This is a genomic window from Pseudomonas sp. LFS074, assembly GCF_047978165.1.
Classification (GTDB): domain Bacteria; phylum Pseudomonadota; class Gammaproteobacteria; order Pseudomonadales; family Pseudomonadaceae; genus Aquipseudomonas; species Aquipseudomonas putida_P.
The window spans coordinates 835,857-851,127 of sequence record NZ_JBFPFV010000001.1; the positions used below are offsets into that span (position 1 = coordinate 835,857).

Consider the following 15,271-nt stretch of genomic DNA (forward strand, 5'->3'; position numbering starts at 1 on the left):
ATGAATACTGCCCCCCTGTCCCCCAACTCCTGGCAGTACCGTGCCCTCAATACCCAAACGCCTGGCCTGGATGCGTTGTCCGATGCTTTGCTGGCGTTGGTCGAGCAGGGCGAACCGGTGGTCGCTGGTACTGCGGACCTTCAATACTCCAACGGCCTGGCCAAATTCGCTCAGTTTCATCCGGAGCGCTTCGTGCAGTTCGGTATCTCCGAGCAGAACATGGTGTCGTGCGCCGCCGGTATGGCTGCGGTCGGCATGAAGCCGTTCGTGGCCACCTTTGCTTCGTTCTTGCCGCTTTTGTGCTGCGAGCAGATCCGCATGGATGTCGCTTACTCGGCGCTACCGGTGCGCCTGATTGGCCACCACGCCGGGATATCCCTGGGCTTCTATGGAACCTCGCACCATGCCACCGAAGACCTGGCGATCATGCGCGCGATTGCTGACATCACCATCGTCGCACCGGCCGATGCCAACCAGCTCAAGGCCGCGATCAAGGCCTCGGCCAATCACCCGCAGCCGATCTACTTCCGCATCCAGCGCGGGCGTGACCCGGTGGTGTACGAAGAAGAACCTGTGTTCGAGTTTGGTAAGGCCACCACGTTGCTTACCGGTGACGAGCTGACCATCATCGCCACAGGCTCGACTGTGCACCCGGCACTGCAGGCGGCCAAGGCGCTCAATGCCCAGGGGCGTTCGGTGGGGGTACTGGACATGACCACGGTCAAACCGCTGGATGTGGAGGCTGTTTTGCGCGTGGCGCGCCAAAGCCGGGCGATCCTTACCGTCGAGGAGCACAACATCATCGGTGGCCTGGGGGGCGCTGTGTGCGAGGTGATCGCCGAGGCTGGCATTGGCACGCGCATCCGCCGTCATGGCATCTATGACGAGTACAGCCTGATCGCGCCGCCTACCCACCTCTATCGTCACTACAAGCTGGATGCCGAAGGCATCGAGAGCGTGGCGAGAGAGTTGATCGACTAACCTGCAGCTGCAGTTCACCCACTGCAGTGCCAGCACGCTCCTACGGCGACCATCTCGACGTCTGTAGGGGTGTGTTGGGCACACTCGGCAGGGTTGGCCTGCTGAGCCTTTCCTGCGACTGACAACTTCAACAGAACCCCAATAAACCTTTTTTCGCCGCGATCGCGCGGCGGGTGAGCGCGTGTCTGACGCCCTTGCCGTGGACGGCTGTCGCCCGCAGAAAACTGATCGCCCGCAACAAAAAAACAACAAAGCGGAGCACCACCATGAAACTGAAGTTCCTCACCACCCTTGCCGGGGCGTCCCTGGCTACCCTCGTACTGCCGGCTTATGCCCTGGAGTTCACGGGCTACCTCCGAACCGTTGCCGGCGGCGCCTCCAGCGGCGGCAGCCAGAGCTGCTTTCAGCTTCCCGGCTCACCCTCGAAGTACCGCTTGGGCAACGAGTGTGAACAGCTCGCCGAACTGCAATTGGCTCAAGACCTGATCAAGCCTGGCGACGGCTCGACTTTGAGTGTGGTGGGTATGGCCCAGCTGTTCGCAGGCTATGGCCACACTCCACGGTTTACAGGCGAGCACGGCTATTCTCGAATGGTGCAGATGTACGCCCAGTGGCGCGACATGCCGGTACTCAATGGTGGCGCGTTCTGGGCCGGCCGGCGCTACTACCGACGTAACGACATTCACATCTCCGACTATTTCTACTGGAACCAGAGCGCCACAGGCTTTGGCGTTGACGAAGTGGCCATTGGCGACCTTAGGTACAGCTATGTGTTCTCGCGCAAGGACAACCTGTTTCAGGAGCCCTACATCAACCGCCACGATTTCAATGTCGGTGGCTTCAAGAGCAACTCGGGGGGAGAGCTGGAGTTCGGCGTGAGTTATCTGCAACGGCCCGACAGCCGCGGTGCTCACAGCGGGTGGTCAGTGGCGGCGCAGCACAAGCAGCGGGGCATTTTCGGCGGGTTGAACACCTTCGCCCTGCAATACGGCCGTGGCCCCGGCACAGCCTTGGGATACACCGGTGACCCTACCCTGGACAACGGCAACCAGAGCTGGCGTGCAGTGGAGTACTTCGACTGGCAACTGACGCCGCGTTTCGGTGGGCAGTTCCAGGTGGTCTACCAGAAGGACCGTCGCCCTGATGGAAATGACCAGGACTGGCTGTCGCTGGGCGTGCGCCCAGTGTACGCATTCGGCGACCATTTCAAGCTGATCACGGAGCTTGGCCGCGACCAGATCGATGCCCCCGGCGGCACACGCAAGCTGACCAAGATCACCGTCGCGCCCACGTGGTCACCGGCAGGGCCGGGCTTCTGGCAGCGACCGGAGGTACGCCTTTACTACACCCATGCACGCTGGAACCATGCCGCTCAGCGCGCCGCCAATGAGAGTGCGGCGGGCTCGGCGCTGTCTGAAAGCGGTGCTTTCGGCAATGCGCTGCATGGCAGTAACTTCGGGGTGCAGGTGGAGTATTGGTGGAAGTGAGGCAGTAGTGGGGCGGGTGTGGGGGGGGGCCCGCACTCGCCCGATCGCGATCCGGTTTGCCTGTAAGTGGGGGGCTGACTAAACCGGTTGTCTTACCAATGCACGCTGGTCGTGCGCAGCCACTGGTGAATTGACTCACGCTTGGGCTGCCAGCCCAGCAACTGTCGCGCATTTACCGCCCGTACGCGGCTGTTTGAGCCAATCGCAAAGCGGGCCCAGTCACCTAGCTCGGCAATCGCCTCGTCCGCCGGCCAGCTCTCGATACGCCCTTCGTAACCTAGTGCGTGGCTGATGGAAGTCGCGATCTCGATGAACGAAGCCTCGCCGTTCTCGGCAAAGAACAACGACGCCGAAGGTGCCTTTTCCAAGGCCAGTCGATACAACTCGGCAAGGTCCTCAATGTGTACGTTGGACCACCGGTGTACGCCCTCGCCTAGGTAAGCACCAGCGCTGAACTGGCGCGACTTGGCCAGCAGCTTGGGCAACTGGTCGCTGGCGGTCGGTAGGCCCAGTGCATCGCCGTAGATCATGGTCGGGCAGAACACAATGGCGCGGATGCCCAGCTCCACGCCGGCATTGCGCACGCGTTGGTTGATCGCCACACGGTCACGACGGATGTCCATCGGCTCGAACGGCGTCTCGTCGGTGAAGATTGCCTCCCGCTCGTAGGCACCGCGCGCGTCGTCGCCGACCACGCTGGAGCCAGAAGTGTGGATGAACGGTTTACCGCTGCCACGAAGGGCGTTGATGAAGGTCTCGACGCTGGCCCGGTGGTCGGAATCGGCGGTGTGCACCACGGCGTCGGCGGCCTGGGCTTGCTGGGTGAGGATGTAGGTGTCATCCAGGGTGCCCAGTACTGGGGTGATGCCCAAGGCTTGCAGGGCATCGCGTTTGGCAGGATCACGGATCAGGCCGGTGACCTCGTGCCCGGCGTCTGCCAGGTACTTGGCTACCGAGCCACCGATGTAGCCTGAAGCGCCGGTAATGAAGATTTTCATCGTGGACCTTTCTTATTGATGAGTGGAGGTAAGCATCTGTGTTGCAGGCCTACGGTAAGAACTTGCCGAAGGCGCGACCAGCCGCTAGCCACGCACAACTCTTGTGACGTCGATTCGTATCAACATTTGCTGAATGGTGTTTGCACGGGAAGTGAATACGGCTGTCACGCCGATTCGTAATAGATTCCTGGCAAGAACAACTACAAAAGGTACGGCATCATGGATTACCAACTGGTCGGCAAGAATGTCCTGATCACCGGCGGCGCCACGGGTATCGGCAAGGCCATTGCCCAGTGCTTCCTGGACGAGGGCGCTCATGTGGTAGTCAGTGGGTTGACTGAGGCAATGGTTGCCGAAGCTTGCGAAGCCCTCGGCCCTCGCTGCAGCGGTCTGGCCGGCGATCTGACCCAACCGGGTATTGCCGAGCGCCTTGTCGAGCAGGCGCGGCACAACGGCCCCATCGATTACTTGATCAACTGTGTCGGCATCTTCGAGGTGCGCGACTTCTTCGAGACGGACGACGCGCAGTGGTTTCGCTATTTCGACGTGAACGTCATGACGGCGGTGCGCATGACTCGCCTGGTGCTGGCCGAGATGCTGGCCGCGGGCGAGGGCTCGGTGGTGTTCATCAGCAGTGAGTCGGGTGTCAAGCCGCAGCCGTGGATGGTCCACTACGGTGCCATGAAGTCTTGCCTGTTAGGCGTATCCCGTGCCTTGGCCGAACTGACCAAGGGAACTGCGGTGCGGGTCAACAGCATCCTGCCGGGGCCTACCAGCACTGAGGCGGTGCGCCGTTACCATGCCGAGATCGCGGAGGAAAAAGGCATCAGCGCCCAGCAGGTGGTGGCTGATTACTTCGACCAGACCGAGCCTACCTCGTTGATCCGTCGCATGATCGAGCCGGAGGAGGTGGCCCGCAGTGTGGTGCACCTGGCCGCATCGCCCGCTCTCAATGGGATGGCGATGCGGGTGGAGGGTGGAACTATTCGCAGCATACTTTGACGTCAGTTATCGCCGACTATCAAGCCGCCATGGTCACTTTCCGGCGCCACAGCAACCAGGCCAGCGGCAGGTTCACCAGTAAGGCGGCAGCCACACCAGCCCAGGGGGTGAGCGCCAGTTGGCCGTTTTCCACTAGCACGCTACCTGCCCGTTCGCCCAGGGTGATGCCCAGGTTGAATGCCGAGATGTTCAATCCCGAAGCGAAGTCCACCGCCTTTGGCGTATGCAAGCGGGCAGTGGACAACATGCCGGTCTGAAACGCTGGAGTCATGCCGAAGGCAACGATGCCCCAGACGAACACGGTGATCACCATCAAGACTTTGTACGGTAGCGACAGTGCCAGGGCCACCAGTGTCAGCGCCAATACGCCGAACAGCAGCCGCAAGGTACGTTCCCAGCCCAGGCTATCGGACAGCCGGCCACCCAGCAGGTTGCCGATCATGGTTGCCACACCGAACACCAGCAGCAGCACGCTGGCGCTGCTGGCCGAGAACCCGGTGATGTCTGTCAGGATTGGCGTGATGAAGGTGAATGCCGAGAAGCTTGCACCGAAGCCAAGGACAGTGACCGACATCATTGCCCAGATCGCCGGGCTGCGCAGTGCAGCCAACTGCCCCAGGGCATTGCCGGCCTTGCTGGCCGGTTGTCGTGGTAGCCAAACTGCGGTGGCCAGCAGCGCAAGCAGGGCCAGCAACGCCACCGCATAGAACGGCAGGCGCCAACCGAGGGCGTTGCCAAGGTAGCTGCCCAGCGGCACACCAATGACCATCGCCAGGGTCAGGCCGGCGAACATCACTGCGATCGCCTTGCTGGCCTGGCCTTCACGTGCCAAGCCAGCCGCTACGGTAGCGCCGATGGCGAAGAAGCTGCCGTGCGCCAGCGCGGTGATGATTCGCCCCAACAACAAGATCGGATAATTCGGCGCTAAGGCCGAGACCAGGTTCCCCAGCAGGAACACGCCGATCAGCATCATCAGCACGGTTTTTTTCGGGAAGCGGCCCAGGCCGATGACGATGAACGGTGTGCCGATGGCCAAGGCCAGGGCATACAGCCCAACCAGGCTGCCGGCGCTAGCGAGGGAGATCGCGAAGGCGGTCGAGATCGACGGCAGAATACCGACGATGATGAATTCGGCGACGCCAATTGCGAAGGCGGTGATCGCCAGGGTGAGGATGCCGGGATGCAGCCCGGTGCTGGATCTGCTCATGTTCAGTACTCCGGATTCGAGAATCGCAAGACGATAAGGTGCCTTCGCCGGAGTTCTGGTTCTTGTGGGGGCGGGGGAGGCGGCCGGGCTGGCATTTATGATTGTTGCCCGGCAGACGCGTGAGGTGTGCGTCAACGGGCTCTACTGTGGGGGATACGATGCGGGATGAATATCCGGTGAAGGGGCACATCATTTGTGATCTCGGTTCACATGCGCGAGATCAAGTCACGTTCCTTGGCCGTTGCTACCTGCTGGAAAAACAAAACCCCTTGAAGCGTAGGCCTCAAGGGGTTCGTGGTTGCAGCAGGCTACCGCTTAGACGTTGAAGCGGAAGTGCATCACGTCGCCGTCTTTGACGATGTAGTCCTTGCCTTCCAAGCGCCATTTACCGGCTTCCTTGGCACCGCTTTCACCCTTGAACTGGATGAAGTCATCATAGGCCACCACTTCAGCGCGGATGAAGCCTTTTTCGAAGTCGGTGTGGATCACGCCTGCGGCTTGTGGTGCGGTGGCACCTACGCGTACGGTCCAGGCACGTACTTCCTGCACGCCGGCAGTGAAGTAGGTCTGCAGGTTCAGCAGCTCGTAACCGGCGCGGATCACGCGGTTCAGGCCAGGCTCTTCCAGGCCCAGGGCCTCGAGGAACATGTCCTTCTCTTCACCGTCTTCCAGCTCGGCGATTTCTGCCTCGATCTTGTTGCACACCGGCACCACTACCGCGCCTTCTTCCTCGGCGATGGCCTTGACCACGTCCAGGTGCGGGTTGTTGTCGAAGCCGTCTTCGGCCACGTTGGCGATGTACATCACCGGCTTGCTGGTCAGCAGGTGGAAGCCACGAATGACAGCTTTTTCGTCGTCAGCCATGTGCTTCATCAGGCTGCGTGCAGGCTTGCCTTCGGTGAAGTGCGGGATCAGCTTTTCCAGTATTGCCTTCTGCGCCAAGGCTTCCTTGTCGCCGCCTTTGGCGTTGCGGGCTACTTTCTGCAGCTGCTTTTCGCAGCTGTCGAGGTCGGCGAAGATCAGTTCGAGGTCGATGATCTCGATGTCACGCTTGGGGTCGACGCTGTTGGAAACGTGGATCACGTTCTCGTCTTCGAAGCAGCGCACCACGTGGGCAATGGCGTCGGTCTCGCGGATGTTGGCGAGGAACTTGTTGCCCAGGCCTTCGCCTTTCGACGCACCGGCAACCAGGCCGGCGATGTCGACGAATTCCATGGTGGTCGGCAGGATGCGGTTTGGCTTGACGATTTCAGCCAGCGCAGCCAAACGAGCGTCGGGCATAGGCACGATGCCGCTGTTTGGCTCGATGGTGCAGAAAGGGAAGTTCTCCGCCGCGATGCCAGACTTGGTCAGGGCGTTGAACAGGGTGGACTTGCCGACGTTGGGCAGGCCGACGATGCCGCAATTGAAACCCATGGGTATTCCCCTCTCTAAAGGAAATCAGGCCTTCTGGCTGTGCAGCTCGCGCATCGCCTTGGCGAAATCGCCGGCAAGCACGTCCGGCAGCACGCCGAGGGCAAAATCGATGCTGGCGTCGAGCTTCTCCTGCTCGGCGCGCGGCGCGCGGCCCAGGACGAAGTTGGATACCAGTTTGGCGTCACCCGGGTGGCCGATGCCAAGCCGCAGGCGGTGGAAGTCGTTCTGGTTACCGAGCTGCGCGATGATGTCGCGCAGGCCGTTATGCCCACCATGGCCGCCGCCGCGCTTGAGCTTGGCAACGCCTGGGGGCAGGTCGAGTTCGTCGTGTGCCACCAGGATCGCTTCCGGCTTGATGCGGAAGAAATTGGCCAAGGCCGCCACGGACTGACCGCTGCGGTTCATGTAGGTGGTAGGGATCAACAAACGAACGTCGTTGCCCTGATGGCTGAATTTAGCCGTCAGGCCGAAATATTTTTTGTCAGCAGTCAGCGAAACTCGCTGGGCGCTGGCAATGCGTTCAACGAAAAGAGCCCCTGCGTTATGCCGGGTCTGTTCGTATTCGGGGCCGGGGTTACCCAGGCCAACGATCAACTGGATGGCGGTCACGTCAGGGGCTCTTCCTTGGAGTTGGTGGGTTACAGTGCGCGCGGCACTGTAACCCGATCAACGCCGGCGTGCGAGTGGATTACTCGGCAGCGCCTTCTGCTTCTGGAGCAACGCGTGGAGCGTGAACGTTGGCAACAGCTTTGTCATCACCGTGGGCCAGAGCGACGAACTCTACGCCTTTCGGAGCTTTCAGGTCCGACAGGTGGATGATGGTGCCGACTTCGGCGTTGGCCAGGTCAACTTCGATGAACTCAGGCAGGTCTTTGGCTTCGCAGGAAACTTCGATCTCGGAAACAACGTGCGAGATCTCGCCGCCTTTCTTGACCGGGGCTTCTTCACCGATGAAGTGAACCGGAACCTTGGCAGTCAGCTTCTGGCCAGCAACGACGCGAACGAAGTCGGCGTGCATGATGAAGCCTTTGGCTGGGTGGCGCTGCATGGCCTTGACCACGACGTTCTGCTTGGCGCCGTCGACGTTCAGTTCGATAACGTGGCTGTAGGCAGCTTCGTTTTCGAACAGTTTGGCGATTTCCTTGGCCACGATGGTCAGGGATTGGGCTTCTTTATCGCCACCGTAAACAACGGCAGGGATGCTGGCGGCGTGACGCAGGCGGCGGCTCGCACCTTTCCCCAGGTCAGTACGCGCTTGGGCGTTCAGGATGAAGTCAGTCATTTTGTTTCTCCAAAATAGCCTCCCGTATGGCGTTTGCGACCAGCGCCAGACGGGGATGGCAAAAAAGCCCCGCCCCAACACAGGTTGGGGCGGGGCGCTTCACATCAACACGTGTCCCGCTTAGCGGAACATCGCGCTGATCGATTCTTCGTTGCTGATGCGGCGTACCGCTTCAGCGACAACCGGTGCGATATCCAGCTGGCGGATACGGTCACAGGCTTGAGCAGCGGCGGACAGCGGTACGGTGTTGGTCACCACCAGCTCGTCCAGTACCGACTTCTCGATGTTCTCGATCGCGCGGCCCGACAGGACAGGGTGCGTGCAGTAGGCGTAAACCTTGGCAGCGCCGTGCTCTTTCAGGGCTTTGGCCGCGTGGCACAGGGTGCCGGCGGTGTCGACCATGTCGTCTACCAGGATGCAAGTGCGCCCTTCGACGTCGCCGATGATGTGCATAACCTCGGAGTGGTTAGCCTTTTCGCGGCGTTTGTCGATGATACCCAGGTCGACGCCCAGGGACTTGGCGACAGCGCGTGCGCGCACGACACCACCGATGTCCGGGGAGACGATCATCAGGTTCTCGAAACGCTGGTCTTCGATGTCGTCGACCAGTACGGGCGAGCCGTAGATGTTGTCGACGGGGATATCGAAGAAGCCTTGGATCTGGTCAGCGTGCAGGTCGACGGTGAGTACACGGTCGATACCTACGACAGTGAGCATGTCAGCGACGACTTTGGCGCTGATGGCTACACGTGCCGAACGCGGACGGCGGTCCTGGCGGGCATATCCGAAGTAAGGAATCACGGCGGTGATTCGGGAGGCTGAGGAGCGGCGGAAGGCGTCGGCCATCACTACCAGTTCCATCAGATTATCGTTGGTCGGGGCACAGGTCGGCTGAATAATGAAAACGTCTTTACCGCGAACATTTTCATTGATCTCAGTGCTGATCTCGCCGTCGGAGAATTTACCGACAGAGACGTCACCGAGAGGGATATGCAGCTGACGTACGACACGCCGAGCCAGATCGGGGTTAGCGTTCCCCGTAAAGACCATCATCTTGGACACGCGCAGTACCTGAAGGCTGAGGGTATACCTGGATGAGTATAAGGAAAATGGCAGGGGCGGCTGGATTCGAACCAACGCATGGCAGGATCAAAACCTGCTGCCTTACCGCTTGGCGACGCCCCTGTATCTGTTGCTGCGAACGCTTATGCGCTCGACTTCTTGACCAGACTTTGCAGCTTGCGATGCAACATCGAAATATTGCTTCCTTTCGCCACAAACCCTGTTTGGGTCGCTGAAAGAAGGGCCAGAACTTTATCAGCTTCGGCTTTGCTTGGGAAGGCCCCAAACACACAACTTCCAGTGCCGGTTAGCCGAGCCTCAGTGAATTTCCCCAGTGAATTCAACGCATTGCGAACTTCTGGGTAATTCTGCTCTACCACCGGTTGGCAGTCATTTCGACTGTTTCCCTCGGGAACGGGGCGCATCTTAAGGGGGAGTGAATCACGTGTCAACTGTGGATGTGAAAAAATTTCTACTGTGCTGACAGACACTTGCGGCACCAGTACGACATACCAGGGCTCGATCGGGTCGACCGGTGTCAGTTGCTCGCCCACACCTTGGGCGAACGCCGCATGGCCGCGTACGAACACCGGCACGTCGGCGCCCAGGCTCAGGCCCAGTGCGGCCAGGCGGTCTTCGTCCCAATCCAGTTGCCACAGGTGGGCGAGGGCCAGCAGGGTGGTGGCGGCATCCGAGCTGCCGCCGCCGATGCCGCCGCCCATGGGCAGCACCTTGGTCAGCCAGATATCGGCACCGAGTGCGGTGCCTGATTGTTCTTGCAGCTTGCGCGCGGCGCGCACGATCAGGTTGCTGTCGTGGGGGACGGCCTCGATCTCGGTGTGCAGGCGGATCACGCCGTCTTCACGCAGGGCGAAGCTCAGTTCGTCGCCGTGGTCGAGGAACTGGAACACCGTTTCCAGCTCGTGGTAACCGTCGGCGCGGCGGCCGATGATGTGCAACCACAGGTTGAGCTTGGCCGGGGCGGGCAGGGTGAGCGTGTGCATAGGGTCAGTGCCCCAGCTGGCGCGGTTGCCAGTCCTTGACCACCAGGGTCACGTCCAGGTCCTTGCCGTGCAGTTTCAGGCGCTCGGGCAGCCAGTAACCGTTTTGTTCGGTGTAGCTCAGGTACTGTACCTGCCAGCCATCCTGATCGAGGCTGGCCAGGCGGCTGTCACCATCCAGGGTCAGCTTGCTCTTGCTGTCGGGGGCAGGCAGGCCGCGCACCCACCAGACCAGGTGCGAGACTGGCAGCTGCCAGCCCAGTTGTTCTTCAAGCAGGGCTTCGGGGCTTGTGGCCTCGTAGCGGCCCTGGTTGGCCACTTCGAGCACCACGCCACCTGGGCGCCCGGTCAGGCGTGCGGCGCCACGGCCCAGCGGGCCGGCCAGGCGAATGTCGTAGTAGTCCTGGCGTTGCAGCCAGAACAGGGTGCCGCTGCCGGAGTCGCGCGGGGCGCGGATGCCGACCTTGCCGTTGATCTGCCAGCCATCGAGGCTGCTCAGCTGTTCTTTATGGGCGCGCCACTGCTGCGGGTCGCCGTGACCCTGCAGGGCTTCTCGGCTACCGAAGCCGGCACAGCCGGCCAGCAGGGCGATAAGGGTGAAGGTGATGCAATGGCGCAGGAACATGGCGTTAAAGAGTCTCGGATCCGGTCAGGCGCAAAATGGTCTTGCGCAGGATGGGGCTGTCGGCCTGGGCTTCGAAGCCCTTCGCCCAGACCTGGCGGGCTTCACGGCGCTTGCCATTGGCCCACAGCACTTCGCCCAGGTGAGCGGCCACTTCGTGGTCGGGGAAGCTGGCAAAGGCCTGGCGCAGGTAGGTTTCCGCTGCGTCGAGGTTGCCCAGGCGGTAGCTGACCCAGCCCAGGCTATCGAGCACTGCCGGGTCGTCCGGGGTCAGCTGGTGGGCTTTGTCGATCAGTGCCTTGGCTTCGGTATAGCGAGTGGTGCGGTCGGCCAGGGTGTAGCCCAGGGCGTTCAGGGCCATGGCGTTTTCTGGCTCGCGGGCGATGATGGCGCGCAGGTCTTTCTCCATTTGCGCCAGGTCGTCGCGCTTTTCGGCCAGCATGGCGCGGGTGTACAGCAGGTTGAGGTCGTCCGGGTAGCGCTGGATGGCTTGCTGCAGCACCTGGCTGGCCTGGGCGTCCTTGTTGTTGTTGCTGTAGCTTTCCGATTCGATCAGGTACAGCTGGATGGCGTAGTCTGGCTGGGCTTCGCGGGCTTCGGCAAGCAGGCGCGAGGCCTCGCTGCTGCGGCCGTTGGCGATCAGGATGTCGGCCTGGCGCAGTTGTGCCGGCAAGTAGTCGGGGCCAGGGCCGACCAGGGCGTACTCACGCAGGGCGCCAGCAGGGTCGTGGCGCTCCTCGCGGATGCGGCCCAGGTTCAGGTGTGCGGCGTCGACGTTGCTCTCACGCTCGATCAATTCCTGCAGGTAGCCTTCGGCTTCATCCCAGTCTTTGTTCTCCAGACACACCAAGGCCAACGAGTAGCGCAGTTCGTCATCATCGGGGTATTGCTGGACCAGGCTGAGGAACTCGCCCTTGGCATCGGCGATGCGGTCCTGTTCGACCAGGGTGCGGGCGTAGGTCAGGCGCAGGCGTTTGTCGTCCGGGTTGTCGCGGATTGCGCCGCGCAGCAGTGGCAGAGCCTCCGGACCACGGTCCAGGGCCTGCAACAGGCGAGCGCGCAGGAGGATCGGGGCAATTTCGCCGTTTTGAGCCGGGTGCGATTCGAGCAGCTCCAGGGCTTCTTCGGCCTTGCCGTCCTGGTTCAGCAACAAGGCCTTGCCGAATACCAGTTGGCCGTTGTCAGGGTATTTCACCAGCAGGCGCTCGAAGCTTTGCAGCAGGCCGTCGCGGGTGCTCTGGTCGGTTTCGGCCGCAGACAGGGCGAGGAAGTCGAAGTGGGTGTCGCCCTGGCCCTGTAGAACCTTTTCCATGTAGGCCATGGAGTCGTCATAGCGGCCAGCGCGGGCCAGTTGGATGGCGGCGGCACGTTGGGCGTCGAGGTTCTGCGGGTCGTTACGGGCCCAGACTAATGCATTGTCCAGCGACGGCTCGTCAGCACCGAGGTATTCGGCAATGCGGTAGGCGCGCTCGGAAACCCCAGGGTCCTGGGTTTTTGCCGCCTGGTCGGTGTAGTTGGCCAGGGCGATGTCGAAGCGGTTGCGCTGGCCGGCCAGCTCGGCTACCAACAGGCTATAGAGTGTGTCCTGCTTGAACGAGCCATACACCACGGGCTTTTCCGCCTCGCCCTTGCCGGCTTCGGCGACGGGAGGCTCGGCTTTTTGCGGGGCCAGGCTCTGGCAGCCCTGGAGCAGGGCGAAGGCAAGCAGCAATGCGTATGGTTTGTTCATAGAAAGGCTTATAGGAGGACTCACCGGCGGTCGGAGCATGATGACACAAGCGCGGGGGCAAACCCACCTGCGAAGGTCGTGGTTTACAGCCTGGGTGGTGCAGGTGTGGGACAACAGGCTAAGGCATGGGTTCGTTGCAGTGCGGCTCGGGCTCAGAATGCCTGTTCCGCGAGAGGGTATGGGGATGTTCGCCTCTTTTGCACTTTGAACTAGCCTCGTTCGAGGTATCTTGTGACGCATTCGAAGATGATTAATGATGACACTGAGAGCATGAGGTGGTACCAGAAAAAGAGGATCAGGCGCTTGGTTCTCTGGGGGAAATTTTTTATGTCAGAGATATCTGCCAGATTACGGCGCAGGTAAAAATTCGGGGTCGACAGCATTCCTGCTATCATGCAAAGTCTCATCGTTTTGCCGAAAACGCCTGCCGTAGAGTACGCTGAGCGGTTTCCTTGTACGAATTTGCAATTTGTCAAAAGCGTCTCGAAGCTTTCAACGTGCCGATATGCGATATAGGTCAGTGCGGAAACACTGAAAAGCAGCGAGATCAGAACAAGAAAAGAGATGATTATCCATAAAGTGCTTGTCATTCACCTGAGACCTCGTACAAAAGTTCTCCGAGCCTTGCTCCCTGTGTTTTGCCGACATCACCTACTAGCATGCCTCCAGTCGCCCCCCCAATGACTGCACACGCGAGTGTGCCGAGGCCTCTTGTAGGAACACCAATCGCTATACAAAGTTGCTCAATAGCATAGCTACCCAGATACGCGCCACCCGCGGCTCCTCCTAGACTTCCGGCTAATGAAGCGCCTTCAATATATGCTGCTTTCCTGCAAGCGTCTTGCCGCCCTAATGTGCATGCCTTCTGAATATCTAATCCAATAGACGCAACCTCTAGCGATATGCCTAAATAGGTACCTTTTTTTATCAGGTTGGCAGCCTTGCCCACTCCGGCAACCTTATCCGCATACCCTGCAATTTCTCCTGTATGCAAATAGCTTTTCGTGGAGATGCCAAGGGTTCTTTTAATCGACCCTTGGTTTCGCAGGCTCGTACCGAACGCGGCCATTTTGCTCAACTGCTCATCCAGCCTCCCAAATAGCGCCGCTCGCTTGGCATAGAACTGATCGCGCGCTTTGAACGTCCCAGAACTCATGTGCTCCTGATACAGTTTCTCAATTTCCAGCAACGTGTCTTGAGTGGCCTTCAGGTATCTGCTCCACCCATCGCTGACCACGCCTGCACCCATGGATGCATGGGCGAGCAGGCTCTTCAGCAACTCGAAGTTCTCAAGAAAGAACTCGTCGGCACCTTGCCCGCTGCGCATTAGCCCCATGTGCGTAGCGGCAGCCTTTGCCATCAGATACGCCTCCTGGCTAGTACATGAAGGCGTGGACCAGTCACCGACAATGACCAGTTCGCCGCTTCTGACCACACTGTTGTAAATGTGTGAGTTCAGTACATCGAACTTGCTGGCCGAATGCCCGCTCAGGGCAAGGCCAGCCTTGAGTGTGTGGTAGTTCTGCATTTTGGGGTTGATGAACGCGCGAGCTTCGGTCATGGCAATTTCCTCACGCGTATTTCTTGTTGCCGATCCGGTCCCAACCGCCGGCAATATTGCCGCCGCCCGAACCGTCGATACGCTTCTGTAAGGTGTAGGTGGTCTTGATCCTTCCGTAATCGAGGCGAACTACCTCGACAGGCACGCCATCGGCAGCACTCTGTGTGTAGTCTGCAATGATCACTTCTTCGAGAATAATCTCGTAATACTTGAGCTTGTCGCCGCCCGCGCGGCACAGTGCGAGTTTGACCTCCTTGAGATGCTGCCCTGCGCAGCTGGCCTCCATGAGCTTGCAACTGGCGCTGTCGAGAAACTTGGTAAAAGTGAAGTGGCTCACCTCGGCGCGCCCCGAAGTGGCGCCCCCTGCCGAGCTGGCAGTGGCGGAAGTGCTTTGGCTTACACCGAAGTCATAACCGGTGACTTCAATCCATTTGCTGTGCTTTTCATCCAGAGCTTCGCCCGCGATGTCGTCGATTTTTATATAAGCGTCAAATGCCATGCTTATCTCTCCTTGGCAATCATTTTCAGGGGTGATGCTGATGGGGAACTTGACCCGGTCAGTGATTGGCAAGGCTAGGCACGGATATTGGGCAAGGCAATAGAGGGGGGCTGACTTTAGGAAATGGACTACAAGGTTGTGGATAACTTTGCCAAGGGTGTATCGCTAAGTTTAATTAATAGGTGTTTTTTGTAGGAAATTTGTCACATTACCAGCGCGCAGGTCGAGGAGCGCGGCGCGGGGGGGGACCGGAGATAATCGCTTTGCCTGCCCTGGCCTCTTCGCGGGCAAGCCCGCTCCTACAGGATTCGTGCTTGCATCGGCTGCGGCGCTCTGCCGAGAGGGCTGTGGACAGAGCTGCCTTGGGGCCCGGTCGGCCAGGGCTATCACGACAATAGCGAACGGTGGTTGTCCTAAAACCTGC

The 15,271-nt window shown here is 60.2% G+C and carries 15 protein-coding genes and 1 tRNA gene; 3 read left to right on the forward strand and 13 right to left on the reverse strand.

Features of this window, described 5'->3' with window-relative positions:
* Entirely contained in the window at positions 1–981 is a 981-nt protein-coding gene (locus ACNQP3_RS03895; protein WP_060492853.1) for a transketolase family protein, read from the forward strand.
* Between the two features lie 127 nt (positions 982–1,108).
* Here ACNQP3_RS03895 and ACNQP3_RS03900 read toward each other — a convergent pair whose 3' ends face one another.
* Entirely contained in the window at positions 1,109–1,249 is a 141-nt protein-coding gene (locus ACNQP3_RS03900) for a hypothetical protein (protein ID WP_264316822.1), read from the reverse strand.
* Here ACNQP3_RS03900 and ACNQP3_RS03905 point away from each other — a divergent pair.
* Entirely contained in the window at positions 1,248–2,468 is a 1,221-nt protein-coding gene (locus ACNQP3_RS03905; protein ID WP_264316823.1) for a maltoporin, read from the forward strand. The two genes, ACNQP3_RS03900 and ACNQP3_RS03905, sit on opposite strands and share 2 nt — an antisense overlap.
* 92 nt (positions 2,469–2,560) lie before the next feature.
* Here the strand turns inward: ACNQP3_RS03905 and ACNQP3_RS03910 are convergent, their stop codons facing one another.
* A complete protein-coding gene (locus ACNQP3_RS03910; RefSeq protein ID WP_060492850.1) occupies positions 2,561–3,466 on the reverse strand; it encodes an NAD-dependent epimerase/dehydratase family protein in 906 nt (301 codons plus the stop codon).
* A gap of 219 nt (positions 3,467–3,685) precedes the next feature.
* Between ACNQP3_RS03910 and ACNQP3_RS03915 the strand changes: the two genes are divergently transcribed.
* Positions 3,686–4,468, forward strand: a complete 783-nt coding sequence (locus ACNQP3_RS03915) for an SDR family NAD(P)-dependent oxidoreductase (RefSeq protein ID WP_060492849.1) — start codon at positions 3,686–3,688, stop codon at positions 4,466–4,468.
* 19 nt (positions 4,469–4,487) lie between these two features.
* Here ACNQP3_RS03915 and ACNQP3_RS03920 read toward each other — a convergent pair whose 3' ends face one another.
* The 11 genes from ACNQP3_RS03920 to ACNQP3_RS03970 form a co-directional block, all read right to left on the reverse strand.
* Positions 4,488–5,675: an MFS transporter gene (locus ACNQP3_RS03920; protein WP_060492848.1), complete on the reverse strand. Its 1,188-nt coding sequence runs from the start codon at positions 5,673–5,675 to the stop codon at positions 4,488–4,490.
* A gap of 315 nt (positions 5,676–5,990) precedes the next feature.
* Positions 5,991–7,091 (reverse strand): redox-regulated ATPase YchF, encoded by a 1,101-nt coding sequence (gene ychF / locus ACNQP3_RS03925; RefSeq protein WP_012270475.1) that lies wholly within the window; start codon positions 7,089–7,091, stop codon positions 5,991–5,993.
* A 24-nt stretch (positions 7,092–7,115) separates the two neighbouring features.
* Positions 7,116–7,700 carry an aminoacyl-tRNA hydrolase gene (gene pth / locus ACNQP3_RS03930; protein ID WP_012270476.1) on the reverse strand — a complete coding sequence of 195 codons (585 nt, stop codon included), beginning with the start codon at positions 7,698–7,700 and terminating at the stop codon, positions 7,116–7,118.
* Positions 7,701–7,779: 79 nt separating this feature from the next.
* Positions 7,780–8,373, reverse strand: a complete 594-nt coding sequence (locus ACNQP3_RS03935) for a 50S ribosomal protein L25/general stress protein Ctc (protein ID WP_012270477.1) — start codon at positions 8,371–8,373, stop codon at positions 7,780–7,782.
* 120 nt (positions 8,374–8,493) lie between these two features.
* Positions 8,494–9,435, reverse strand: a complete 942-nt coding sequence (locus tag ACNQP3_RS03940; protein WP_003247410.1) for a ribose-phosphate pyrophosphokinase — start codon at positions 9,433–9,435, stop codon at positions 8,494–8,496.
* A gap of 48 nt (positions 9,436–9,483) precedes the next feature.
* A tRNA-Gln gene (locus ACNQP3_RS03945) sits at positions 9,484–9,558 on the reverse strand.
* Positions 9,559–9,578: 20 nt separating this feature from the next.
* Positions 9,579–10,439, reverse strand: coding sequence for a 4-(cytidine 5'-diphospho)-2-C-methyl-D-erythritol kinase (ispE, locus tag ACNQP3_RS03950; RefSeq protein WP_012270478.1), 861 nt, complete (start codon positions 10,437–10,439; stop codon positions 9,579–9,581).
* A 4-nt stretch (positions 10,440–10,443) separates the two neighbouring features.
* A complete protein-coding gene (gene lolB, locus ACNQP3_RS03955; RefSeq protein ID WP_012270479.1) occupies positions 10,444–11,061 on the reverse strand; it encodes a lipoprotein insertase outer membrane protein LolB in 618 nt (205 codons plus the stop codon).
* A 4-nt stretch (positions 11,062–11,065) separates the two neighbouring features.
* The gene (locus ACNQP3_RS03960; protein ID WP_060492847.1) at positions 11,066–12,787 is read right to left on the reverse strand and encodes a tetratricopeptide repeat protein; all 1,722 of its coding nucleotides are present in this window, start codon (positions 12,785–12,787) and stop codon (positions 11,066–11,068) included.
* Between the two features lie 586 nt (positions 12,788–13,373).
* Complete coding sequence (locus tag ACNQP3_RS03965; RefSeq protein ID WP_060492846.1) at positions 13,374–14,348, reverse strand: hypothetical protein; 975 nt, start codon at positions 14,346–14,348, stop codon at positions 13,374–13,376.
* A gap of 10 nt (positions 14,349–14,358) precedes the next feature.
* The gene (locus ACNQP3_RS03970) at positions 14,359–14,847 is read right to left on the reverse strand and encodes an Hcp family type VI secretion system effector (RefSeq protein WP_012270483.1); all 489 of its coding nucleotides are present in this window, start codon (positions 14,845–14,847) and stop codon (positions 14,359–14,361) included.
* Positions 14,848–15,271: the final 424 nt, after the last annotated feature.

Coding starts and splice junctions, on each gene's coding strand:
- ACNQP3_RS03895 (WP_060492853.1), top strand. CDS start 1: ATGAATACTGCCCCCCTGTCCCCCAACTCCTGGCAGTACCGTGCCCTC.
- ACNQP3_RS03905 (WP_264316823.1), top strand. CDS start 1,248: ATGAAACTGAAGTTCCTCACCACCCTTGCCGGGGCGTCCCTGGCTACC.
- ACNQP3_RS03900 (WP_264316822.1), bottom strand. CDS start 1,249: ATGGTGGTGCTCCGCTTTGTTGTTTTTTTGTTGCGGGCGATCAGTTTT.
- ACNQP3_RS03910 (WP_060492850.1), bottom strand. CDS start 3,466: ATGAAAATCTTCATTACCGGCGCTTCAGGCTACATCGGTGGCTCGGTA.
- ACNQP3_RS03915 (WP_060492849.1), top strand. CDS start 3,686: ATGGATTACCAACTGGTCGGCAAGAATGTCCTGATCACCGGCGGCGCC.
- ACNQP3_RS03920 (WP_060492848.1), bottom strand. CDS start 5,675: ATGAGCAGATCCAGCACCGGGCTGCATCCCGGCATCCTCACCCTGGCG.
- ychF (WP_012270475.1), bottom strand. CDS start 7,091: ATGGGTTTCAATTGCGGCATCGTCGGCCTGCCCAACGTCGGCAAGTCC.
- ACNQP3_RS03935 (WP_012270477.1), bottom strand. CDS start 8,373: ATGACTGACTTCATCCTGAACGCCCAAGCGCGTACTGACCTGGGGAAA.
- ispE (WP_012270478.1), bottom strand. CDS start 10,439: ATGCACACGCTCACCCTGCCCGCCCCGGCCAAGCTCAACCTGTGGTTG.
- lolB (WP_012270479.1), bottom strand. CDS start 11,061: ATGTTCCTGCGCCATTGCATCACCTTCACCCTTATCGCCCTGCTGGCC.
- ACNQP3_RS03960 (WP_060492847.1), bottom strand. CDS start 12,787: ATGAACAAACCATACGCATTGCTGCTTGCCTTCGCCCTGCTCCAGGGC.
- ACNQP3_RS03965 (WP_060492846.1), bottom strand. CDS start 14,348: ATGACCGAAGCTCGCGCGTTCATCAACCCCAAAATGCAGAACTACCAC.
- ACNQP3_RS03970 (WP_012270483.1), bottom strand. CDS start 14,847: ATGGCATTTGACGCTTATATAAAAATCGACGACATCGCGGGCGAAGCT.